8 protein-coding genes are annotated in these 24,283 nt (G+C 54.3%); 2 read left to right on the forward strand and 6 right to left on the reverse strand.

Annotated features, from left to right (window positions below; genetic code table 11):
* Positions 1 to 857: 857 nt before the first annotated feature.
* Positions 858 to 12,389 carry a DUF5018 domain-containing protein gene (locus IPM52_00005; protein MBK9290010.1) on the reverse strand — a complete coding sequence of 3,844 codons (11,532 nt, stop codon included), beginning with the start codon at positions 12,387 to 12,389 and terminating at the stop codon, positions 858 to 860.
* 239 nt (positions 12,390 to 12,628) lie between these two features.
* Positions 12,629 to 13,723, reverse strand: a complete 1,095-nt coding sequence (locus tag IPM52_00010) for a DUF5009 domain-containing protein (GenBank protein ID MBK9290011.1) — start codon at positions 13,721 to 13,723, stop codon at positions 12,629 to 12,631.
* A gap of 228 nt (positions 13,724 to 13,951) precedes the next feature.
* On the opposite strand from IPM52_00010, the gene IPM52_00015 reads away from it, so the two are divergent.
* Both IPM52_00015 and IPM52_00020 read left to right on the forward strand, forming a co-directional pair.
* On the forward strand, positions 13,952 to 15,346 hold the full coding sequence (locus IPM52_00015) for a Gfo/Idh/MocA family oxidoreductase (GenBank protein ID MBK9290012.1): 1,395 nt from the start codon (positions 13,952 to 13,954) through the stop codon (positions 15,344 to 15,346).
* 761 nt (positions 15,347 to 16,107) lie between these two features.
* Entirely contained in the window at positions 16,108 to 16,341 is a 234-nt protein-coding gene (locus IPM52_00020) for a DUF2442 domain-containing protein (GenBank protein MBK9290013.1), read from the forward strand.
* A gap of 219 nt (positions 16,342 to 16,560) precedes the next feature.
* Here IPM52_00020 and IPM52_00025 read toward each other — a convergent pair whose 3' ends face one another.
* From IPM52_00025 to IPM52_00040, 4 genes are all read right to left on the reverse strand, one after another.
* Positions 16,561 to 16,800, reverse strand: coding sequence for a hypothetical protein (locus tag IPM52_00025; GenBank protein MBK9290014.1), 240 nt, complete (start codon positions 16,798 to 16,800; stop codon positions 16,561 to 16,563).
* Between the two features lie 13 nt (positions 16,801 to 16,813).
* The gene (locus IPM52_00030) at positions 16,814 to 20,653 is read right to left on the reverse strand and encodes a hypothetical protein (GenBank protein ID MBK9290015.1); all 3,840 of its coding nucleotides are present in this window, start codon (positions 20,651 to 20,653) and stop codon (positions 16,814 to 16,816) included.
* Positions 20,654 to 20,657: 4 nt separating this feature from the next.
* The gene (locus IPM52_00035; GenBank protein ID MBK9290016.1) at positions 20,658 to 23,318 is read right to left on the reverse strand and encodes a hypothetical protein; all 2,661 of its coding nucleotides are present in this window, start codon (positions 23,316 to 23,318) and stop codon (positions 20,658 to 20,660) included.
* Between the two features lie 703 nt (positions 23,319 to 24,021).
* A complete protein-coding gene (locus IPM52_00040) occupies positions 24,022 to 24,270 on the reverse strand; it encodes a hypothetical protein (GenBank protein ID MBK9290017.1) in 249 nt (82 codons plus the stop codon).
* Between the last annotated feature and the right edge of the window lie 13 nt (positions 24,271 to 24,283).

The following is a 24,283-nucleotide window of genomic DNA, read 5'->3' on the forward strand; positions in this document are numbered from 1 at the left end:
GTGGCCATTGCAGGTTGGCAAAGGTGATCTCCGGATCAGGCGGGGTGGTGGTGACCGTCAGCACACCCGAAGGACTGCTGTTGGCATCCCACGGCCCGTTGAGTCCGCCATAGACAAAGGGCTGGTCAAGGTATTGGTAACGTGTGGCGTAATAGTACGTGCCCTCAGGTAATTAGCGAACCAATCTCCGCCACAAAGCGGTCGTTGTTGCCCACGGCACCGTCGTAGGTAGCCGGAACCCAGTTGGTCCAGGTGTTGGGGTTGGTATTTTCGGAAGCATAGCCCACCCAGGCTTGCAGTCCGGGGGTCAGGTTGCCTGAGCCGGTGGTATTTTCTATCCACACCTGGCCAAAGACGGAGAAGTTCTGACCCGGGGTGATGGTACCTGAGGCCGGTCCCTGCAGGTTGGCCCATCCGATGGAAGGCACCGGGAGGCGTACCGCTAACGGTGAGTACCCCGGAGACATTGGTGCTGCCATCCCAGAAGCCACCACCATCGTTGGAGAAACCACCATAGACGAAGCTGCGGCCACCGATGAGGAAGCGTGAGGCGTAGTCATAGAGGCCTTCGGGCAGGTCATTGCCGATGGAGGCAGTATATTCCGGCCTGCCGGTAAAGCCCGAGATGCCGTTGTACGAAGCCGGTATCCAGTTGGTCCAGGTGGAAGGCGCCGTACCCGGAGCGCCATAGCCGATCCAGGCCGAGAGTCCCTCATAACCCGAAGTGCCCAGGTTTACGCCCGTGGCTTGCACCTGGGCATACACCGTCACACTGCCGCCAACAGGGATGGAGGCGCTGGGCGGCCATTGCAGGTTGGCAAAGGTGATCTCCGGATCAGGCGGGGTGGTGGTGACCGTCAGCACACCCGAAGGACTGCTGCCGGCATCCCACGGCCCGTTGAGTCCGCCATAGACAAATGGCTGGTCAAGGTATTGGTAACGTGTGGCATAATAATAGGTTCCAACCTCAGTATTGAGCGAACCAATCTCCGCCACAAAGCGGTCGTTGTTGCCCACGGCACCGTCGTAGGTAGCCGGAACCCAGTTGGTCCAGGTGTTGGGGTTGGTATTTTCGGAAGCATAGCCCACCCAGGCTTGCAGTCCGGGGTCGGGTTGCCTGAGCCGGTGGTGTTTTCTATCCACACCTGGCCAAAGACCGAGAAGTTCTGACCCGGGGTGATGGTTCCCGAGGCCGGTCCCTGCAGGTTGGCCCATCCGATGGAAGGTACCGGAGGCGTACCGTTTACGGTGAGTACCCCGGAGACATTGGTGCTGCCATCCCAGAATCCTCCGCCGGAAGCCGAGAAACCGCCATAGACAAAATTGCGGCCGCCGATGAGGAAGCGCGAGGCGTAGTCATAGAGGCCTTCGGGCAGTTCGCTGCCGATCGAGGCAGTATATTCCGGCCTGCCGGTAAAGCCCGAGATGCCGTTGTACGAGGCTGGTATCCAGTTGGTCCAGGTGGAAGGTGCCGTACCCGGAGCACCATAGCCTATCCAGGCCGAGAGGCCCTCATAGCCTGAGGTGCCCAGGTTGACCCCTGTGGCTTGCACCTGGGCATAAACCGTCACGCTGCCGCCGACCGGGATGGACGCGCTGGGTGGCCATTGCAGGTTGGCAAAGGTGATCTCCGGATCGGGCGGGGTGGTGGTGACGGTCAGCACACCCGAAGGACTGCTGCCGGCATCCCATGGCCCGTTGAGTCCGCCATAGACGAAAGGCTGGTCAAGGTATTGGTAACGTGTGGCATAATAATAGGTTCCAACCGAGGTAATGAGCGAACCAATCTCCGCCACAAAGCGGTCGTTGTTGCCCACGGCACCGTCGTAGGTAGCCGGAACCCAGTTGGTCCAGGTGTTGGGGTTGGTATTTTCGGAAGCATAGCCCACCCAGGCCTGCAGTCCTGGGGTCGGGTTGCCTGAGCCGGTGGTATTTTCTATCCACACCTGGCCAAAGACGGAGAAGTTCTGACCCGGGGTGATGGTACCCGAGGCCGGTCCCTGCAGGTTGGCCCATCCGATGGAAGGTACCGGAGGCGTACCGCTTACGGTGAGTACCCCGGAGACATTGGTGCTGCCATCCCAGAAGCCACCACCATCGTTGGAGAAACCACCATAGACGAAGCTGCGTCCACCGATGAGGAAGCGCGAGGCGTAGTCGTACAGGCCTTCGGGCAGTTCGCTGCCGATGGAGGCAGTATATTCCGGCCTGCCGGTAAAGCCCGAGATGCCGTTGTAGGAAGCTGGTATCCAGTTGGTCCAGGTGGAAGGCGCCGTACCCGGAGCGCCATAGCCAATCCAGGCCGAGAGGCCCTCATAGCCTGAGGTACTAAGGTTTACGCCCGTGGCTTCCAGCTGGGCATAGACCGTCACGCTGCCGCCAACAGGGATGGAGGCGCTGGGCGGCCATTGCAGGTTGGCGAAGGTAATCTCCGGATCGGGCGGGGTGGTGGTGACGGTCAGCACACCCGAAGGACTGCTGCCGGCATCCCACGGCCCGTTGAGTCCGCCATAGACAAAGGGCTGGTCAAGGTATTGGTAACGTGTGGCGTAATAATAAGTTCCAACCGAGGTAATGAGCGAACCAATCTCCGCCACAAAGCGGTCGTTGTTGCCCACGGCACCGTCGTAGGTAGCCGGAACCCAGTTGGTCCAGGTGTTGGGGTTGGTATTTTCGGAAGCATAGCCCACCCAGGCTTGCAGTCCGGGCGTCGGGTTACCAGTGCCGGTTGTGTTTTCTACCCATACCTGGCCAAAGACCGAGAAGTTCTGACCCGGGGTGATGGTACCCGAGGCCGGTCCCTGCAGGTTGGCCCATCCGATGGAAGGCACCGGAGGCGTGCCACCCACGGTGAGTACCCCGGAGACATTGGTGCTGCCATCCCAGAATCCACCGCCGGAAGCCGAGAAACCGCCATAGACAAAATTGCGGCCGCCGATGAGGAAGCGAGAGGCGTAGTCATAGAGGCCTTCGGGCAGGTCGCTGCCGATGGAGGCAGTATATTCCGGCCTGCCGGTAAAGCCCGAGATGCCGTTGTACGAGGCTGGTATCCAGTTGGTCCAGGTGGAAGGCGCCGTACCCGGAGCGCCATAGCCTATCCAGGCCGAGAGGCCCTCATAGCCCGAGGTGCCGAGATTCACCCCTGTGGCTTGTACCTGGGCATAAACCGTCACGCTGCCGCCGACCGGGATGGACGCGCTGGGCGGCCATTGCAGGTTGGCAAAGGTGATCTCCGGATCGGGCGGGGTGGTGGTGACCGTCAGCACACCCGAAGGACTGCTGTTGGCATCCCACGGCCCGTTGAGTCCGCCATAGACAAAGGGCTGGTCAAGGTATTGGTAACGTGTGGCGTAGTAGTACGTGCCCTCATTATTGATTAGCGAACCAATCTCCGCCACAAAGCGGTCGTTGTTGCCCACGGCACCGTCGTAGGTAGCCGGAACCCAGTTGGTCCAGGTGTTGGGGTTGGTATTTTCGGAAGCATAGCCCACCCAGGCTTGCAGTCCGGGGGTCGGGTTGCCTGAGCCGGTGGTATTTTCTATCCACACCTGGCCAAAGACGGAGAAGTTCTGACCCGGGGTGATGGTACCCGAGGCCGGTCCCTGCAGGTTGGCCCATCCGATGGAAGGCACCGGAGGCGTACCGCTAACGGTGAGTACCCCGGAGACATTGGTGGTGCCATCCCAGAAGCCACCACCATCGTTGGAGAAACCACCATAGACGAAGCTGCGTCCACCGATGAGGAAGCGCGAGGCGTAGTCATAGAGGCCTTCGGGCAGGTCATTGCCGATGGAGGCGGTATATTCCGGACGCCCGGTAAAGCCCGAGATGCCGTTGTACGAAGCTGGTATCCAGTTGGTCCAGGTGGAAGGCGCCGTACCCGGAGCGCCATAGCCGATCCAGGCCGAGAGGCCCTCGTAGCCCGAGGTGCCTAAATTCACGCCCGTGGCCTCCACCTGTGCATAGACCGTCACACTGCCGCCAACAGGGATGGAGGCGCTGGGCGGCCATTGCAGGTTGGCGAATGTGATCTCCGGATCGGGCGGGGTGGTGGTGACCGTCAGCACACCCGAAGGACTGCTGCCGGCATCCCAAGGCCCGTTGAGTCCGCCATAGACAAATGGCTGGTCAAGGTATTGGTAACGTGTGGCGTAGTAGTACGTGCCCTCATTATTGATTAGCGAACCAATCTCCGCCACAAAGCGGTCGTTGTTGCCCACGGCACCGTCGTAGGTAGCCGGAACCCAGTTGGTCCAGGTGTTGGGGTTGGTATTTTCGGAAGCATAGCCCACCCAGGCTTGCAGTCCGGGGGTCGGGTTGCCTGAGCCGGTGGTGTTTTCTATCCACACCTGGCCAAAGACCGAGAAGTTCTGACCCGGGGTGATGGTTCCCGAGGCCGGTCCCTGCAGGTTGGCCCATCCGATGGAAGGTACCGGAGGCGTACCGTTTACGGTGAGTACCCCGGAGACATTGGTGCTGCCATCCCAGAATCCTCCGCCGGAAGCCGAGAAACCGCCATAGACAAAATTGCGGCCGCCGATGAGGAAGCGCGAGGCGTAGTCATAGAGGCCTTCGGGCAGTTCGCTGCCGATCGAGGCAGTATATTCCGGCCTGCCGGTAAAGCCCGAGATGCCGTTGTACGAAGCCGGTATCCAGTTGGTCCAGGTGGAAGGTGCCGTACCCGGAGCACCATAGCCTATCCAGGCCGAGAGGCCCTCATAGCCTGAGGTGCCCAGGTTGACCCCTGTGGCTTGCACCTGGGCATAAACCGTCACGCTGCCGCCGACCGGGATGGACGCACTGGGCGGCCATTGCAGGTTGGCAAAGGTGATGCCCGGCGGTGGAGGGGTGCTGATGGTGAGTACACCACTGATGTTGGTAGTGCCATCCCAGAAGCCTCCGCCATCGGCCGACCATCCGCCATAGATAAATGGCTGGTCAGGCAGTTGGAAGCGGCTGGCATAGTAATAAGTTCCGGCAGGCAGGTTGCTGCCAATGGCAGCTGTGTATTCCGGTCGCCCGGTAAAGCTGCTGATGCCATTGTAAGTAGCTGGTATCCAGTTAGTCCATGTGTTTGGATGGGTATTGCTGCTGTGGTATCCTATCCACACCAGCATTTCTTCGTAGCCATCCGGGCCTGGCGTCAGGTCCTGCACCTGCACCTGGGCATAAACGTTTACCGACTCACCTTCGATGAGTTCGGCGCTGGGTGGCCATTGCAGGTTGGCAAAGTTGTTGGCCGGGTCCCAGCCGGGATTGAGCAGGATGGTTATTTCGGTGGGCGAGTTGACGACGAAGCTTTGGTTTCCGGTGAGGTAACCGAATTTCGAGGCTGTGATGCTGTTGTTGCCGGGCAGCGCGAGGAATTGCGCCTGGCCATTGGTTCCGGTGAGGCGCGATCCGGCATTTGCCAGCTGCACGAGGGCGTTGGCAATGGGTTGGTTGTTGGTGGCATCGCGCACGTTCACAATCAGGTTGTGCCAGGGTTTGGGAAGCGGGACGCTGGTAAACACCCGGTAATCGCCCGGCCCAAAGAAGAAGGAGTGGGTGGCCGGATTGCTTACATTGATTACTTCGCCGCTGAAGTAGTCGTACCAGGTGCCGGGTTTGGTGAAATTGGGTATCATATCGAACCCGAATACCCCCATGTTGACGCAGATGACCACATCCATGCTCGGGTGGGTGATCCACATGCGTTTGCCCAATCCGCCCAGGTCATGGGCAAAATTGCCAAAGCGGAAGGCGTCGCTTCTGCGCAGGTCGGCCATACCGCGGATGACCCTGGCCACACGCTCACGTACTGGATTGTCGAGGTAGTCCCAGCGGGGAGGTTTGGGTGCCGTGCGGTCGCCGCCATAAAAGATGCTGTAATCGTAACCCATCTCCTGGAACTGCCAGATCATCTTCGGGCCGGGTATGCCCATGAAGAGCACCAGGGCCTGTTCCTGATGGCGGACGGCAGTGAGGCTGTCGCGCAGGTTGTACCATTGCGACTGGTTGCCGTAGGCCAAAGCCTCATACACCATGCGCTCCTCGTCGTGACTTTCCATGTAGTCGATCAGGTTGGGGAAATTCCAGCCACGTGTGCCATGGTAGGCCCAGGCCACATTGCTGTTGTTCTCCCAACCCATGGCCACCTGCTTGTAGTTGTAATGCATGGCGCTCCAGAGCATCATGCCGGCATTGGCCAGCACAGTTTCCTCGTCGTTGTTGGCAAAGTGCTCCAGAATCACATACGCATTGGGGTTCACCCATTTAATGTGGCCATAGTAATCCATCAGGATGTTGATGCGGCTCTGGTCGTATGCGTTCCATGCGCCCAGGTCGCCCCCGCTGAAATTCTGTGTAAGTCCTTTCGAGAGGTCGATGCGGAAGCCATCGACTTTGAATTCGGTGAGCCAGTATTGCAGAAAATCCTTGAAGAACTGACGGGTATGCGGGCTTTCGTGGTTGAAATCGTATCCCACACTGTAGGGGTGGGGCGACTGCTGGTTGAGCCATGGATTGTTGGCTGCCGGGGCGCCGTAACCGCCATAGTTGGGGTCGAAATACATTTTTACAAACGGATTGAGCCCAAAGGCGTGGTTCATCACCACGTCCAGAATGACAGCCATGCCCCTTTGATGGGCCGCATCGATGAACTGCTTGTACGCATCGCGGGTACCGTAATACTTGTCGGTCGCGAAGAAGAAATTGGTCGAATAGCCCCAGCTGTTGTTGCCATCGAACTCCATGATGGGCATCAGCTGTATGGCATTGACGCCTATACTTTTAAGATAGTCGAGTTTTTCGATGGCCTCGATAATGGAACGGTTATCATTGAAATCGCGCACAAGCAGCTCGTAAATAAGCAGATCCGACTGGGTGTTGTTCAGGGCCGGTGGCACGAAGTTGGGCACCTGCCAGTTGTAAGGCGTACGACCTGGTTGGATGAGGGTCACTATACCTTCCGTTTTCCCAGTGGGATAGGGCTTCAGGTTGGGATATTTATTCGGCGAGATCCAGGGGTCGTTCCATGGGTCGAGGATAAGTTCGGAATAAGGATCGGCCAGTCGCAGGGTGCCATCAATAAGGTACTGAAAACCATATTCTTCGCCTGGTGTCAGTCCGCTGATGGTGATCCAGTAATGTGTGCCGTCGGGGGTACGTTTCATGTATCCCTCATCGCTGATGGTCCAGTTGTTGAAGTCACCGATCACATAGCTAAACTGCTTTTGCGCAATGGGGTCGTGAAGCACCAGGGTTACGGTGCTGTTGTCCACGTAGTTGATGCCTTTCTTTACGCCCGGCGGCAGATGTGCGATGCTGACAGCTCCCCTGACGTACACCTCCACGGAGTCGCGTACCGTGAGGCTGCCATTGCTGGCCACGGCTTTGATCCAGTTGGTGCCGGCGGGCATCTGCTGGTACGAAACCTGGTAGGTCAGGTTGCCGGCAGTGGTCTGGCGAACCAGGGTGCTGTTGATGTAAAAACTCAGCTGGCTGTGGCCGTTGGCTTCGATGCAAACCGGCAAGGTGGCCGAACTGCTAAGTAAGGTCTGCCGGGAAAGCGGATTGTTAAATTTGACGTTAAGTCCTGGTTGATAGAGTTTTACGTAGATATCGCTTCCGTCGCTCTGCTTGTGTACCAGCCAGTTGCCCTGGGCATCGGCAGCTGCTGAACGAAAGACGAAGACCATCTTGAGGATTTGTTCATTAGCTGGCACCCCATAATAGGTGCGGGGGTTGGGGATGGTCAGGCTGTAGAGGTTGTCGCTCAGTCGCGAAAGCAAGGTCGAGGGACTGTTTTCACCCCAGCCGGTTTTGGTGTAGCGCCAGTCGGCATCGCTGCTGCTCAGGTTGGTGATGACAGCGGTATGCGCATACACATCACCGGTATAGTTCAGCAAGGCGCCATTGCCCTTTGTGGCGTCAAAATAAATGGTAACAGTCTGGTTTTGAACAGGGAACGAAGGAAGGGTGTAAACGACTCCCCTGAAGTCATCACAGTTGATGTTCACGCCTACGGTGAGCACCCCGCTGAGGTTGGTGGTGCCGTTCCAGAATCCGCCTCCGCCACTGCTGTAGCCTCCATACACAAAGTCCTGATCCTGATATTTAAAGCGGGTGGCGTAATAATAGGTGCCGTTGGCGGGTATCAGCGAGCCGATGTCGGCCCTGAATTCGCTGTCGTTGCCCGAGGGACCGTTGAATGCCGCCGGAACCCAGTTGGTCCAGGTGTTGGGGTTGGTGTTGGCGCTGCTGTAACCCACCCAGGCCTGCAATCCGGCAGGCGCCACCGGCAGTCCGGTTACGCCGGGGATGAAGACCTTGCCATACACATTCAAGGTTTGCGAAGGCTCGATGGTGGCACTGGGCGGCCACTGCAGGTTGGCCCATGCGATGCTCGACTGCGGAGGTGCAGGTATGTTGTAAGTTGTTGTTCCTGAGATGTTTCCGTCAGCAGCTACATTCACCACCAGGTTAGGTCCCTGAATCAGCCAGACGCCATCGGGACTCCCGTCGTGCTGAATGGCGCCCCATTCGTAGCTTCCGGGGTTCAGGTTGAGGGTCAATGTCCACGTGTGGGCAGGTCCCTGCACCATGGGCACAGGATTCCAGCTGGTCATCTGACCCTTCAGGCGGATGTCGGTGTACGACTGTGTGCCATCCACCACAGTAAAAGTTACCGGATAGGTCAGCGGCGCAGAAGCCACCACAAGCGTGCCACTCACGTTGGTGTTTCCATTCCAGAATCCGCCCCCGCCGCTGCTGTAACCTCCGTACACAAAGGGTTGATTGTTCAGACTAAAGCGGGAAGCGTAGTAGTAAATTCCGTCAGTGTTGATCACCCCGCCAAGGTTGAAGCTGTATTCGTCATTGTTCCCCACATCACCGAGGTAAGCAGCCGGAACCCAGTTGGTCCAGCCGGATGGGTCGGTATTGGTGGAGCTGTAACCTATCCAGGCCTGCATGCCACTTGCCTGACCGGGCTGGTTGGTGATGCCGTCGGCATACACCTGGGCGTAAACGATAAATTCCTGACCGGGCTGGATGTTTCCATTGGGTGGCCATTGCAGGTTGGCCCAGGCGATGGGGGTGGGCGCCGCCACGCTCACGCTCACCGTCCAGTTTTTGGTGGTGGTGCCATCCTGAGCTGTCACAGTATAGACCACCGGACTGCTGAAGTTCTGACTCACCCCGCTGGCCGGGCTGATGGTGGCGCCTGTGGAGACGGTGATGGTGGGCGTGAGGCTGGTCACATTGGTGCCATGGGCCACCTCGATGCTCACGGTGGCCGCGCTGCTGTTGATGGTGGCCGGTGCGGTCTGTTCGGGCAGGCTGAAGCTGAGGATTTCGGCGGCATTGCTCAGCACCACAAAGGTAAACTGTGCACTGAACGGCCCGTTTTCAGTCATGCCCGGAATACCGGTACCGGTGATGGAGAAGAGGATCTTCACGTTGTAGGTACCCGGACTGAGGCCAGCTCCCAGGTCGATGGGGTCGCCGAAGCTGGCCCAGGTCTGGTCGCCGCCTCCGTCGTCGCTGGTCCAGCCCACATTGCGCACGGTATAGCTGGCCGGCTCAGGGTCGGAGGTGCTCCAAACCTTATAGTTGAACTGCGCGCCGGTGACATCGCCTCCGGCAGCTTTCCAGGTCTTGATGCTGGCGCCTTTGAAGAGGAAGGCACTGATTGATCCGAAGTTCTGGCTGTGGAAGGCGCTGCCCTGCTGGGTGATGTCTGAGGTCTGTCCTGAATACCAGTAAGTTAAGGTTGGCAGGTTGACGCCCCCGTCGTCGCGCAGGCCATAGTTGGGCGGAGGAGGGGCCGCCACGCTCACGCTCACCGTCCAGTTTTTGGTGGTGGTGCCGTCCTGAGCTGTCACAGTATAGACCACCGGACTGCTGAAGTTTTGGGTCACACCGCTGGCCGGGCTGATGGTGGCGCCGTTGGAAACGGTGATGATGGGCGTGAGGCTGGTCACATCGGTGCCATGGGCTACTTCGATGCTCACGGTGGCCGCGCTGCTGTTGATGGTGGCCGGTGCGGTTTGTTCGGGCAGGCTGAAGCTGAGGATTTCGGCGGCATTGCTCAGCACCACAAAGGTAAACTGTGCACTGAATGGCCCGTTTTCAGTCATGCCCGGAATACCGGTACCGGTGATGGAAAAGAGGATCTTCACGTTGTAGGTACCCGGACTGAGGCCAGCTCCCAGGTCGATGGGGTCGCCGAAGCTGGCCCAGGTCTGGTCGCCGCCTCCGTCGTCGCTGGTCCAGCCCACGTTGCGCACAGTATAGCTGGCCGGCTCAGGGTCGGAGGTGTTCCAAACCTTATAGTTGAACTGCGCGCCGGTGACATCGCCTCCGGCGGCTTTCCAGGTCTTGATGCTGGCGCCTTTGAAGAGGAAGGCGCTGATTGATCCGAAGTTCTGGCTGTGGAAGGCGTTGCCCTGCTGGGTGATGTCCGAAGCCTGTCCTGAATACCAGTAAGTTAAGGTTGGCAGGTTGACGCCCCCGTCGTCGCGCAGGCCATAGTTGGGTGGAGGAGGGGCCGCCACGCTCACGTTTACGGTCCAGTTTTTGGTGGTGGTGCCATCCTGAGCTGTCACAGTATAGACCACCGGACTGCTGAAGTTCTGACTCACCCCGCTGGCCGGGCTGATGGTGGCGCCTGTGGAGACGGTGATGGTGGGCGTGAGGCTGGTTACATTGGTGCCATGGGCCACCTCGATGCTCACGGTGGCCGCGCTGCTGTTGATGGTGGCCGGTGCGGTCTGTTCGGGCAGACTAAAGCTGAGGATTTCGGCGGCATTGCTCAGCACCACAAAGGTAAACTGTGCACTGAACGGCCCGTTTTCAGTCATGCCCGGAATACCGGTACCGGTGATGGAAAAGAGGATCTTCACGTTGTAGGTACCCGGACTGAGGCCAGCTCCCAGGTCGATGGGGTCGCCAAAGTTGGCCCAGGTCTGGTCGCCGCCACCGTCGTCGCTGGTCCAGCCCACATTGCGCACGGTATAGCTTGCCGGCTCAGGGTCGGAGGTGTTCCATACCTTGTAGTTGAACTGCGCGCCGGTGACATCGCCTCCGGCGGCTTTCCAGGTCTTGATGCTGGCGCCTTTGAAGAGGAAGGCGCTGATTGATCCGAAGTTCTGGCTGTGGAAGGCGCTGCCCTGCTGGGTGATGTCTGAGGTCTGTCCTGAATACCAATATGTTAAGGTGGGCAGGTTGACGCCCCCGTCGTCGCGCAGGCCATAATTGGGTGGAGGAGGCGCCGCCACGCTCACGTTTACGGTCCAGTTTTTGGTGGTGGTGCCGTCCTGAGCTGTCACAGTATAGGCCACCGGACTGCTGAAGTTCTGACTCACCCCGCTGGCCGGGCTGATGGTGGCGCCTGTGGATACGGTGATGGTGGGCGTGAGGCTGGTCACATCGGTGCCATGGGCCACCTCGATGCTCACGGTGGCCGCGCTGCTGTTGATGGTGGCCGGTGCGGTTTGTTCGGGCAGGCTGAAGCTGAGGATTTCGGCTTGCGTACTCAGGCCACTGACTGTGTAAGAATAATTGCTTCCACCATTATTGTTGAGCTTCAACGTCAGCATGTCGTAGTCGGAGGAAATGCCGCTCACGGTCGAGCTGAAAGCGTAATATTCCACCTCAGCGCCCGCACTCTGGCCCGGAATGGTGGCAGTACCGCTCAGACCCGACATGCTGAAAGTGACCACCGATGAACTGTTCCATGCATTGGTGGTATATCGCAGGTAAAAAATTTCCTCAGGCGAAGGGGTGGCATCCACCGTCAGCGTGATGGTGGCCTGCTGACCTGCCAGTATGCCGGTTGGCTCAGAAAGGCTTATCAGGTTCACCGGAGCAGCGCTGGTCTCCATAAAAATGGCCTGCGTGCCGGCATAGCCGTTGTCGCGCCAGTTGACGGTGTAAAACCTGCCGTTGGTTAGGGTGATGCTGTTATCTGCCCCGCTGTTGTAGGTGTAGCTTTGAAGGGTATTCATGCTCACATTTACGCCTGCCCATTTGTTGGCCCAGGGGTTTCCGGCCGGGCCGCTGGTGAACAACCAGGTATGGTTGCCACCCACGAGGTCGGCTCCGCTGGCCGCCACACTGAACCAGGTCTGGTAACGAGGTGTTCCTGTGGTGATTTTTGTCACGCGGCCACCACTGACCTGGGTCGAACTGGCCAGCGCCATATTGTTGGTTGGTGGGTTGGTCCATCCGTTCCAGGTGCCCGGTATGTTGAGCCCCTCAGGTGCAAATATCTGAGCCCGCAAACCATACGGCCGACCCATAAACAAGCCTGCCGTGAGGAACAAAATCAGCAGGAAAATCTTCAGACCAATAGAGGTATAATTCTTCGACTGTGTAAAGAGAGCTCCGTACGTAAAGTGCAACATATCAGAATATTTGTGTTGGTTTGAGTTAAGAAAAACTGACAGTTAACAAATATATATACAGCCATAGATTTCACTGAGCTGAAACCTAAAAATCAACATCTCAAAAATTGCAAACGGTTTCGGCCCCGAAAAGGTTTTTTAATGAATTCTTAAAGTTGGAAGATGTGCCGGACAGCAAAGCGAAATACCTCAAACTTAATAGTTTGCCGGAACTGACTGAGTGCATTCAGCCACTGCCTTCAAACCTTGAAAAATATCCGTTTGCGGTATAAAAAATAAAGGAGAAGCCAACAGGTGAGGATATAACCAACGGATTGCATCACCGGCTGCCACGTTTCGCCAACCCGGGAGACTACGCCACCAAAAAGAAAATCGCTGGTATGCCCAAGCTGGAAAATGCGCTGTCCCATGTAGATGGCGATGGCATTCATGCCGATCACCCGAAAGGGAAAGGCCCACGAGTTCAGGTTTTTTACATCGATGATCCAGAAAAACAGGGCAAACAATGCCATGCTCAACCCTCCGGCTACGAGGACGAAAGAGCTGGTCCATAAATTTTTGTTTACCGGCATCGCCAGGTGCCACAGCCAGCCACCGGCAAAAAGGAAGCTCCCAATGGCGAATAACTTCAGGCTGAGTGTTTGATAGTCAGATCTTTGTGTCTGTCTTACGGCTTCGCCCGTGAGCATGCCCAGCAGGGCGGTGGCTGTGGCCGGAATCAGGCCGGCCAATCCTTCAGGGTCGTGGATGCCCAGGTAAAGTTTTCCTGGAACAAGCGTGCGATCCACCAATCCGACCAGGCTGCCCTCCATACTATAGGAGTCGAGACCGGGCACATGAAAGGCTTCGAGCAGGCCCCAATAGGCAAGCAGAATGGAGGTCAAAGCGGGAATGCGCCACTTTACGGGCAGGTAAACCCATAGCAGGCCGGCAAACATCCATGCCAGGCCAATGCGACCCAACACGCTCGGAAAACGCAGCTCGCCAAAATTGAAACGGATGGCATTGTTGTAGATAAATCCGAGCAAGACGAGCATCAATCCCCTGCGGACAAGGTGGAGCACTACCTTGTTTGAGGTTGCTTTGCGTTGGCTGAGCGAAAACGGAAAGGCAATACCCGCAATGAACAAAAAAAGCGGAAAAACCATGTCGTAAAAATGAAAACCATGCCATTCCGCATGTTCCACCTGTGTGGCCCACCATTTCAGCACTGGCCAGCCCGTGGCAGCCGCCAGGGCTACCGACAAGCCGTCGCCACCCATAATCCAGAACATATCGAATCCGCGCAGGGCGTCCAATGAGGCCAAACGTCGGGTTTTGGTTTCTATTTCCATGTTGCAGGTATTTCTTTCGTCACAAAATTGCAAAAACCAACCCTGGAAAACACTTGATTCCAGACATGAAATTTGGCATTTTTTTCCGGGCCAGATCAATCATCTGTATTTTTCTTATCACGTGGCAATGCCCATCCGGCCGCCCTGGCAGAAAGGTATTTTCTCATATACTTCTTGCATGTCCATTTTAAAATACTGAACTTTGACCTGACCAAAAACCTAATGGACATGAGCAATTCATTATCGAGGCGCGAAATGATCCGCCTGCTCGGATTGGCCGCTGCCGGAGCTATGATTCCTTCGAAGCTGGTGCCCAATCCATTTGGCATCGAACCGCTGATCATGCCGGATGACCCGCCTTTTGTGCCTGATAAACCTGTGACTGCCATTACCCTTGGAGCTGGCGCCAGGGGGAATACCTACGGCAATTATGCCATTCAGTTCCCCGATCAGCTGAAAATCGTCGGCGTGGCCGAACCCAACCCGATCCGCAACGAAAGGTATGCCCGAAAGCACGACATCAGCCCCGGCAATCGTTTCAACTCCTGGGAAGAGGTGTTCGAAAGGTCAAAGTTTGCCGATGCCATTATCATCACCACCCCCGACGACCTGCACTATGGTCCGGCAATGGCTGCGCTGGCCATGGGTTATGACCTGCTGCTCGAAAAACCCATAGCGCCCACCGAAAAAGAGTGCCGCGATATTCTGGCGCAGGCGCAAAAAACCGGACGCATTGTGGCCGTGTGCCATGTGTTGCGTTATGCGCCCTATTTCATCCGTTTGCGCAACCTCATCCAATCGGGCGCCATCGGCAGGCTGGTGAGCATACAACACATGGAACCCATCGAGCACGTGCATATGAGCCATTCCTTTGTGCGTGGCAATTGGCACAATTCCCGCCAGACGGCGCCCATCATTCTAGCCAAATCGTGCCACGACCTCGACATCCTGCGCTGGCTGGTCGATAAATCCTCAAAACGCGTACAGGCATTCGGGCAGCTGAGCTGGTTCAGGGAAGAAAACGCTCCGCAAGGCGCGCCGGCACGCTGCACCGACGGCTGTCCCGCCGAAGCCAACTGCCCCTATTCCGCCCTGCGCATCTATTACCGCAACCGCACCTGGCTGTATGTGTTCGACCTGCCCGACGAAAAGGAAAAACACGGCGAAGCGATACTGAACTACCTGAAAACGACCAACTACGGCCGTTGTGTGTACCGCATGGACAACGACCAGTGCGATCACTATGTGAGCAACATCGAGTTCGAAACAGGCATCACGGCCAGCTTCAGCATGGATGCCTTTACACCCTGGGGTGGCCGGCGAACCCGTGTAATGGGCAGCATGGGATTCATTGAGGGCGATATGGACCAATACACTTTTTATGATTTCCGTACGGGCGAAAAACTGAGCGTCGAAAGCAAAGCTATTGAAATAGAGGAATATAAACATTCCGGCCATGGAGGGGGCGACTGGCGGCTGGTGGCCGACTTTGTGAAGGCGGTTGCAAAACAAGACCCCAACCTGCTCACCAGTACCATTGCGCAAAGCATCGAGAGCCACATCATGGCCTTTGCAGCCGAGAAAAGCCGGCTTGGCGGACAAGTGGAACCCATCACCCTATGAAATAAAAAAACCGGTCCGGGTGACCGGTTTTTATTTATTGATCCTCATTACGTTGGATTCTGACTTTCAGGAGTTTCCCTCTTGTTTTTCATTATTTGGTAGAGTTTCTGTCCGCCCCATGCGGCAGCCAGGCCGAGCAGGAAGCCGATGCCGCCATCGATGGGTGCCCCGCCACCCACGGGCGGGCCGCCGGAGCCGGGGTCGCCGGGCGGGTTAGGCGGTCCCTGGCTGAGGGCACCCTTTCTTTTAAGGTGTACATACGTTTTCTTTATTCCGGTCTTGACATTTTAAATTGGATGCCTTATCGAAAAATTGAAATTCCGACTCGCGAGATGAAATGATCAGTTCTGCAGCATATCCACTCTATTGCAATGATCCAAAAACGTCAGTCCGGGATCGGGGAACGAAATTTCATATGATTTTTTGCTTGCAAACCTTTAAACATTTTGAGGTTGTTGAAAAGAGGGTATGCTGACAGCGCCGGAACTTTTAAAACGTAAAGAGAATCATCGTAACTTTGTTTTGTAGCGCAATCAGACAAACCATCATGCCAACTGTTCTGAAAGTTGCAGGGTATCGTTTTTTCTTTTACGTAAATGACCATCATCCCATGCATATTCACGTTTAGCGGGGAGACGGTACAGCCAAATTTCTGCGTGACCCCGTCATGCTGGTAAGGTCTAAGCGGTTTAAAGTCTCGGAGATCGTTGAAATACGCATGATCATCCACCAAAATATTGACTTATTCAAAATGAAATGGTATGAGTACTTTGGCAATCAATAAATCGAAAAGCCCTCAGGAGCTTTGGTTTGAACAGGATAGGATGTTCCTCCTTTTGGTAGATGGCAGGGAGTTGGCGATTCCGATTGACTGGTTTCCTCAACTTCGCGATGCCACGCAAGAACAGAGAAACAACTGGCGCTTTATCGGCGACGGTGAAGGAATTCACTGGGAAGCCCTCGATCTTGACATACTCGTTGAAGGGTTGCTATGAGTTTTTTAACCGTTTTACGTGGTTGAAAGGGGTTGCCCTACTTTGGATGCGCGAGATTTTCAAAAAATTGTGAGCGCAAGAATTTGCAATCCAATCCCATCCTATAATTATGCTTATGGCCGAAGGGTTACCCTTATTCTGGTTTTGATTGTGTTATAAAAAGCAAAGACCCGGCCGGGAGGCCGGGGTCTTTCGGGCTGTTTAAAGAATAAAGGGTTGTTATGCAGGTTCCTTGTCTTGTTTCTTGATTTTCCTTATTTGGTAGAGTTTCTGTCCGCCCCAAGCGGCAGCCAGGCCGAGCAGGAAGCCGATGCCGCCATCGATGGGTGCCCCGCCGCCCACTGGCGGGCCGCCGGAGCCGGGGTCGCCGGGCGGGTCGGGCGGTCCCTGGCTGAGGGCCACCTGTGCAACAAAGAGGAGAACCAAAGTAAGCAGGAGGGTGATATGCTGTTTTTTCATGGCTTGAAGTTGTTTAGCGGGTGAATACTTTGGACGAATAGACCTTGTTGCCTGTGGTGGCACGGATGATCACCGCAGCTGCCTTTGGGGCAGGGATGCGGATGAGCGGAGCGGCATCGCGGCGATAGCTGCCCAGGTGGCGACCTAAGGCATCGAACAGCTCGAAGGTGACAGGCTGCTGCACATCGGGCAGGGCAATGCAGATGTCGTTGCCATGCATCCAGAAGCGAGCCTGTGCCAAAGCAGGGGCATCAGGTGCGGCAGTGACGGAAGTCAGGTGGAGCACAAAACGCTGGGCATTGTTGGCGGGGTTGTGCACAAAGGCGTAAGTGGGGTTTTCGCGCAGGTTGACCAGGCTGCCGGTGAGCAGGTCTTCGAGCACAAAGTGCAGTTCGTTGCCGAAGGTTTCGAGGCCTTCGAAGCTGAGGTTCACCTGTGCTTCGGCCTGCAGTTTGAAGCCCACGGGCAGCGAGATGGGCGGGGCATCGGGGGGGATGTTGTTGATGGCCAGCTCACGCCCGTCGGGCAGGATGAAGTAGAGCTGAGGTGCGACGGGTGCACCGTAGAGCTTGTCGCCGTCGAATTCGTCTTTGGTGGTCAGGCTGCCCTGGCGCAGGTGCAGGACAATCTCGTCCTGGCGGTTGTTGCCCTGGGCATGGATGCGCAGCAGGTTGGGCAGCTGGCCGGAGTGCTTAAAGAACGGGCTGTTGTTGTGCACGCGCACGCCGTTGTTCATGCCCAGCACGGGCGAGGCAGCATTGCTTTTCACAAAGAAGGCCTGACCCACGGGGATGTATTGCGTGCCTCCGTTGGCGCCCACCCCGCCTATGTAGCTGGCATACTGGTCCATTACAGGATTCCAGATCCAGATGGCATTTTGCAGGTTGGTTTTGGTCCATCCGCTGCTGGCATCCCAGTCGAGGGCCGAGGGGTAGGGGTTGGGCACTAAGGCAAACTGGTCGGCTGCGGTGAGGGGGGTGGAAGCGGTGAAACTGCCGTTGTTGAGCTGCCCGGTGAAAGTATAGGTGGTGCTGGTGTTGGGGTAGAAGATCATATATCCTCTGTCGTTGGGCAGGGGTGTGCTGGTCGAGCTGCCCAGCCCGGCCCAGCTTTGGGTGCTGGTGTTGAACTCGTAGAGGTAGGAGCCGAGGAACTGGGCGGCGGTGACACCCGCATTGAGGGGCACCGACACCAGGTGGTAGTCGTAGGTGCCTGTGAGCATCGTGTTGCCGGTGATATAGCGCTCAATCTTGGCGGGTACATTGTTGGTGTTGTGCAGGAGCGAGCCCGTGCCGGCCGAGGTGGATCTGATGAGCACACCAGCGCTGCCGGCATTGTTGACCAGGTGGTTGGTGGTCAGGCTTTGGGTGGGATTGATCTGCAGGCTGTGACCCGAAGGAATCAGCACATTGCCATAGGTGGTCGGGCTTTCGATAAGCACCTTGCCGCGGATGTCGGCAGTTTTGGTTGCAGGTGTGGACAAGGTGGTGACAATCTTGAAGTTGTTGAAGTAGGGTTCGCGGTTGGCATTGTTATCGTTGAGTCCACTGGCATAGAAGCGGATGGCATCCACGCGCCCGGCAACAGTGAGCGTCTGGTCAAAGGTTTGTACCCCATCACGTCCGGTAGCATACACCCTCAGCTGGGTTGCAGAAATTTGCTCGAAGTTGAAGGTGATTTTGTTGGTGCCATAGGCTGTGAACATGTCGTTGCTGTTGATGGTGATGGTGGCCGAGTTCGACTGGTTGATGTTGATGATCTGGGTGCCCGAGATGCCTCCGGTGTAGAGGTTGAAGCCTTTGTTGCCTGAAGGTGTGTCGGTATCCCAGTTGGTGCCGTAGTCGAAGCTCAGGGTGGCGCCGTCGGGCAGGGGAATGATGAGGCTGCGGTCGGCGTTGACGAAGGCGCCGCTGCCGCCCGGGTTTGCAAAGAGGGCAAAAGAGGGGTTGCTCATGCCGCTGATGCCTGCATTTGCAAAGGGATCACCCAGGAAAGCGCCTGCAGATCCTCCTCCGCCGGTGGTGATGCTCCATGCGCCGAAACCATCGCCCTGGTTGGAGCCGTGGGTCCATGTGCTGTAGTTCGAAGCATTGTCGGCTGCGCCATACACAATCCACTTGCCGGTGTTGCCGTTTTCGAGTTCGTAGGCGCCTATGGAGGGGTTGGTGCTGCTGCGCTCTACCCCATCAATATCGGTGGTGATGCCGGTGATGGGTGTTCCGGCAAAGAGCACCGGCGAGCCGGCCTGAGGCGCCAGATTGGTAGCCGAAGCAAAGAGCGGATCAGTCGAAATGGAATTGGCATCCTGGCTTGTAGCTGTCTGCCAGGCGGAAAGGGTGGTTTGATTTGAGGACAGGTATCCTAATACGTATTGCGACCCTGAACCGTAGTAGTCATTATAGTTAATTGTTGAGATGCTTGTTGGCACAGAATAAATCGAATAAGAAGTATTGGTGTAACTTGTTTTATTTATTGTATTTACAAATATATTATTACGAATATCCAGGTTAGCAACACCGCTGGAAATATACAAAGCTGCATTGAGTGATGTATAGATTCCAACAGTTACCGTTCCGTACATATTGACAGAGTTATAGTACAAATTATATCCACCTCCACTTTGTAGCCATATACCTGCTGGTAGGTAGGTTTCTAATGAATTGTCGCCGTCAGCAAGAATATTGTATATGACATTGTTCACTATCGTATTGTTACTTGATGAATTAGCAGTGGCAAACACCATTCCTCTGGCACCATATCCTCCACTTCCAATATATTGAATTGAATTGATATTATTTCTACTGAATAGTGAATTTATTACTCCAGATCCTACCTGAATACCTACAGGATTACTAGTTGCGCCAATGATGTTGAAAACTGTATTCTGAGATACATCTGCATTAGATACATTACCTAATTCAATTCCATAAAACCCTATTTGATCAGCAGTAACATTTGAGCCAACAGAGTTACCAATAATATTAAGATTGTCAATTAATCCCGGATTGGATGTTGCACTACCTTGTACCCAAATACCAATTCTTGCTTTAGATATGTTATTTTCTCTGATAGTGTTATCATCATTGTCTGCACCGCCAGTTCCTAGAGTATTTGAACCAATGTGAATACCGTATGTTGTAGCTGAGTTACTTCCAGCAATGATATTACAATTCCTTATTGTGTTATTGGTAGCACCCTGCCCAGTGCCTAAGCTCATCAGCATAAATACAGCCGAAGAACTCGTGGAGGTATTCTGGAAAGTCAGCCAGGTGCCACTGCCGCTGAATCGTCCATCAAAGGTTACCCTGTCGGCGCCGTTGAGACGGATAAGCCCACCGGCATAAGAACCGGAGATGGTTTTGGTGCTGGCATCGGCAGGGCGTATGGTCAGCGTCCAGGGGCCGCCTGATTCATTAAACTGATTCAGGGCATTTGTGCCATCTTCCGTCAGATTATCGAGAATTTCGGCGATGATATTTCCTGAAACCACTTTGGCATTTATGTCGGCAAACAATCCTCCAGCTCCGGTGAGCGACGGGTAAGTACCGCCGGTGCCCACAGTGACCGTACCGGAGATGCTGGCCACAATATTGAACGAATTGATGGTTCCCCCAATCGGGAAGTTTCCGGAAACCAGCGCTACAGAGGAGGGGGCAGTGGCAAAAGTACCGGTATTAATCCCCACATTGGGCGTAGGCGCCATATCCTGTGCCACCACAAAGTATTGAATTATGTCACCCACAGAGACCGAACCGCCGTTCAGAATGGTATAATCGATAGTGAAGTTAAAGGGGGAAGAGGTATTGGAGGCTTCTACAAACTTCCAGCCGTTGTCGGATGAGGTGTTGCCCACATAGTCATTGGCATCGGTGCTTTTCTTTGTAATAGAGCCGGGGTCTTAGGCCAGCGGAAGTCTCCACACCACTGGCATCGGTGATGGTGGCAAAGCCGGTCAGCACTTTGGAGGTGGCCACGATGCCATTGCCCAGTGTGGTGTAAGAAATCGAAGGAGCTAACAAATCCAAGAGTGTCATAGCTCCTTCAAAAGCGCCAATATCGGGTGTAGTGGCATTACGGGTGGTGCCGTAGTAGTCATCCGTAATACCTGAAATCGGTGTACCACCGCTTTCAATCTGAGTGGGTGTGGTCAGGTCAATTTTCAAAAAGTCGGATGAGCTGCCCGATGTGCTTTGGAATGTTGGGTTTTCGGTTACTGAAGCCGCATCGCGGAGAGCTATGGTTCCAGCAGTAAATACCCCTGATTTGTATGCACTTATTGTTTGGGCAGTGCTTGTACCATCAGAGTAAATAAGATTTGTTGTACTTGGAGTGCCTGCATAAAACAGGTTGTTGTTCGATGCGCTTGCATAATTGTTCAACATATTAGCTGTACCCGCACTTCTTCTGTACGCTACCGTCCTACCTGTGCCATTCGGTGTGGAGAGGTTCACAATGATATTGTTTCGCAGGTTCAATGCTGCGGTTGTGGCAGTTGTACTGGCTGTATGGAAAATACCTGTGGTACCGAAGTTTGTACCTGTTGAAGTGGCATTGAGGTAAACGGTGTTGTAGGAAGCATTTATTGTTGAGTTTGCAGTAGTTGATGTAATATTGATACCGCGTATTACATCCGTTCCACTCGCACTGGGTGCAGTTAAATTTCCTATCAGGTTGTTGTACACATTAATCTGGAAACCGGAAGAAACTGTGATTCCAAAAACCGACCCCCCTGCGTTTGTATTCTGTAAGTCATAGATTTTGTTTTTGAAAATGTTTCTTGTAGCTGGAGATGTTCCTGATGCACCTACTGCCAAACCTGTAACAGCTCCTGTACCTGAACCTGTCAATCCATAAACAGTATTACCCGATACGTTTGTAGTTCCTGTTCCTGATGTACCAAAGGAAATACCTGTGATCGTACCGCCTCCCGTAATATTACTTACCTGGTTGTTTGAGACAGTAGTCGTACCACCATCATAATTTATATTAATAGCAGTTATGGCAGATGTTCCCCCTGTCCAGTTACTTAGAACATTGTTACTGACACTTTTAGTCGGGAAGCCACCATTTGTGTTGCTGATTCCGGCAATTGTAGTGGAACCTGTTACAGTTATATTAGAGAAATCATTATTATTTGTATTGTTTACTGCACCCGACGGATCACCGCCATTGTCATTGAACAATGTAACCGTACCTCCTGCTCCGGTTTTATTAAAAGCAGTTACAATGGAGTTGTTGTTTACGTTTTTGGTGCCACTTGCGGCTGCGTTGTAGTTGTTGGAAATAAAGTTAACACTCCCTGTTGTATTTACGGTAATATTAGTAAAGGTATTATTAGAGATACTGCAATGTTGATGTGTGCTTGCATTAGTTATGAAAGTTATCGTACCTGAAGCTGTTACAGTATGGCTAAAATTGTAGAAATTATTGTTATTGATATTCATAGTCGAGGTTGTTGATGCAGAACCAATTGGACAGTTAATTCCATTTACTGCGCCAGAAGCTACACCCGACCTGAGAGAAATGCCGTTGTTGTTAATGGAATTTGTAAAAGTACCCGTAGGGACATTACTGAATTGTGGTTGGTGAATTCCGTTCAATATTCCGGATGTTACACCACCAGCAGAGCTTTCAACTGTGTTGCGAGAAACAGAATAATTTATTGAATTTCTCATCAATATGCCATTGACAGTACCGGAAACATTTGCATAGCCTGAAAATGTACGGGTTGTACCAAAGTTTGTTATAGTATTCCCATCCGAAGCCGTTGAGCCGCCAATGGTCACTCCATTATTCATATCGGCAGCAGCCGTTGGTCCTACAACAACAATACCTTGGTTGACGTCAGTTATATTGTTAGATTTTATAACCAGATTGTGATTTCCACCATTCGTACCTGTTGCAGTTGCACTAGTAGTGGGTGCAGTATTTGAATGAGTAGCATTTACATAAATGCCAAAAGTATTTTGGTATGTACGGTTCAAGTCAATTGTATTGTTCGAAATGGTGATATTTTGACAATTATCTGTGGTGGAGACATAAAGAACAGCAACACCCCATTCTGTCATATTATTAGAACTTGCAGTTGTTGTAGTATTGGCAGAATTCTCTTCCATCACAAATCCGGTTATTGTTATCCAGTCAGCGCCGATGATTTTGAAAATCGCGTCATTTAACTGACCTGTCACCAGACTGGAAGTAGCGGTGATGGTGTTTCCATTACCTTGTATAATAACCTGTTTGTCTGAAGCAGTTGTAGTTAATAATGCTGAACCTGTTCCCCCAATGATATAACCACCACCAGTTGTACCAGAACCGGCAGGTGCTGTTTGCGGGTTGCCGGCTAGAAGGTTTAGGGTTACACCACCGGTGCCTACGCCATTGGCGTTAAGGTCAGCAATTGCGGCAGCGAGTGTCGCATAATCCCCCGGGATGTTTTTCGTACCCGTCAGGGGTTGGGCGTTCAGAGCTGCGGTTATCCACAGCCACAACATCAGAAAGAGTAGTGTTTTTTTCATGGTTGGAGGGTTATTTGTTGTTTCACATTTGCCTGCACCAGCGGGGTGTCATCTCCTGCCACGCAGAAAATGATGACGAGCCGGCGCCACAGGCGATATCGGACAGCCTCGTCATTCCGACCCGCCAAGGGGCAGAAACGCTGTTTTTAGCGGCTATTGACCTGTGATTCACCATGATTAAGCTCGTCTCAATTGTTGGCAAAAAAAGCTACACCCACGGTAAAGCCCAAAAATATTTTCCTCGATTCAAATAAGCAAGAAGTTTAGCAGAAAAATTTTTTTGATTTTCGGTTTTGCGCCTGAGCCTGGTGCGGATTTTTAGGCAACATCCAGAAAAACAACAATTTAAACAAATACACAAATTGTTGCGAAACGTTTAGGAGCTTGTTTCCGTGGGGGAAGCACAGGCTTTCAGGCATGGAATCGGATCGGCAGCGCAGTCATGTCGAAACAAATCAGCAGCATGCCTGCACCTGCATGAAATAGTTGTTTTGCCAGGAACAACCGCAGTTTACCAAAGCAGAAGGCTGATTTTTTTTTCAGGAGGTAAGCGCCGCAAGGTCCAGGTGTGCCTTACTTTCTCAAGGAAGGTTGTGTCCAATACCTTTTATGTATTTAAAGAAAGCTTTGCAACCTTCCTTTTAGCTAAATAGCATGAAGGCTGCATGAAACAGCCGTCATGCCCCGATGCCCATGGTTTGTGCTATTCGTTAGCCGAAGAATCTTCGGCTTTTGCCGGTTGCTTCTTGAGCTGGTAGAGTTTCTGTCCGCCCCAAGCGGCAGCCAGGCCGAGCAGGAAGCCGATGCCGCCATCAATGGGTGCCCCGCCGCCCACTGGCGGGCCGCCGGAGCCGGGGTCGCCGGGCGGGTCGGGCGGTCCCTGGCTGAGGGCCACCTGTGCAACAAAGAGGAGAACCAAAGTAAGCAGGAGGGTGATATGCTGTTTTTTCATGGCTTGAAGTTGT

It is taken from the genome of Bacteroidota bacterium (assembly GCA_016715945.1).
Taxonomy (GTDB): domain Bacteria; phylum Bacteroidota; class Bacteroidia; order Bacteroidales; family F082; genus JALNZU01.

Bases quoted from the DNA above. Each gene is read 5' to 3' on its own strand.
- IPM52_00025 (MBK9290014.1), bottom strand. From the start codon at position 16,800: ATGAAAAAACAGCATATCACCCTCCTGCTTACTTTGGTTCTCCTCTTT.
- IPM52_00010 (MBK9290011.1), bottom strand. From the start codon at position 13,723: ATGGAAATAGAAACCAAAACCCGACGTTTGGCCTCATTGGACGCCCTG.
- IPM52_00040 (MBK9290017.1), bottom strand. From the start codon at position 24,270: ATGAAAAAACAGCATATCACCCTCCTGCTTACTTTGGTTCTCCTCTTT.
- IPM52_00005 (MBK9290010.1), bottom strand. From the start codon at position 12,389: ATGTTGCACTTTACGTACGGAGCTCTCTTTACACAGTCGAAGAATTAT.
- IPM52_00035 (MBK9290016.1), bottom strand. From the start codon at position 23,318: ATGAAAAAAACACTACTCTTTCTGATGTTGTGGCTGTGGATAACCGCA.
- IPM52_00015 (MBK9290012.1), top strand. From the start codon at position 13,952: ATGAGCAATTCATTATCGAGGCGCGAAATGATCCGCCTGCTCGGATTG.
- IPM52_00020 (MBK9290013.1), top strand. From the start codon at position 16,108: ATGAGTACTTTGGCAATCAATAAATCGAAAAGCCCTCAGGAGCTTTGG.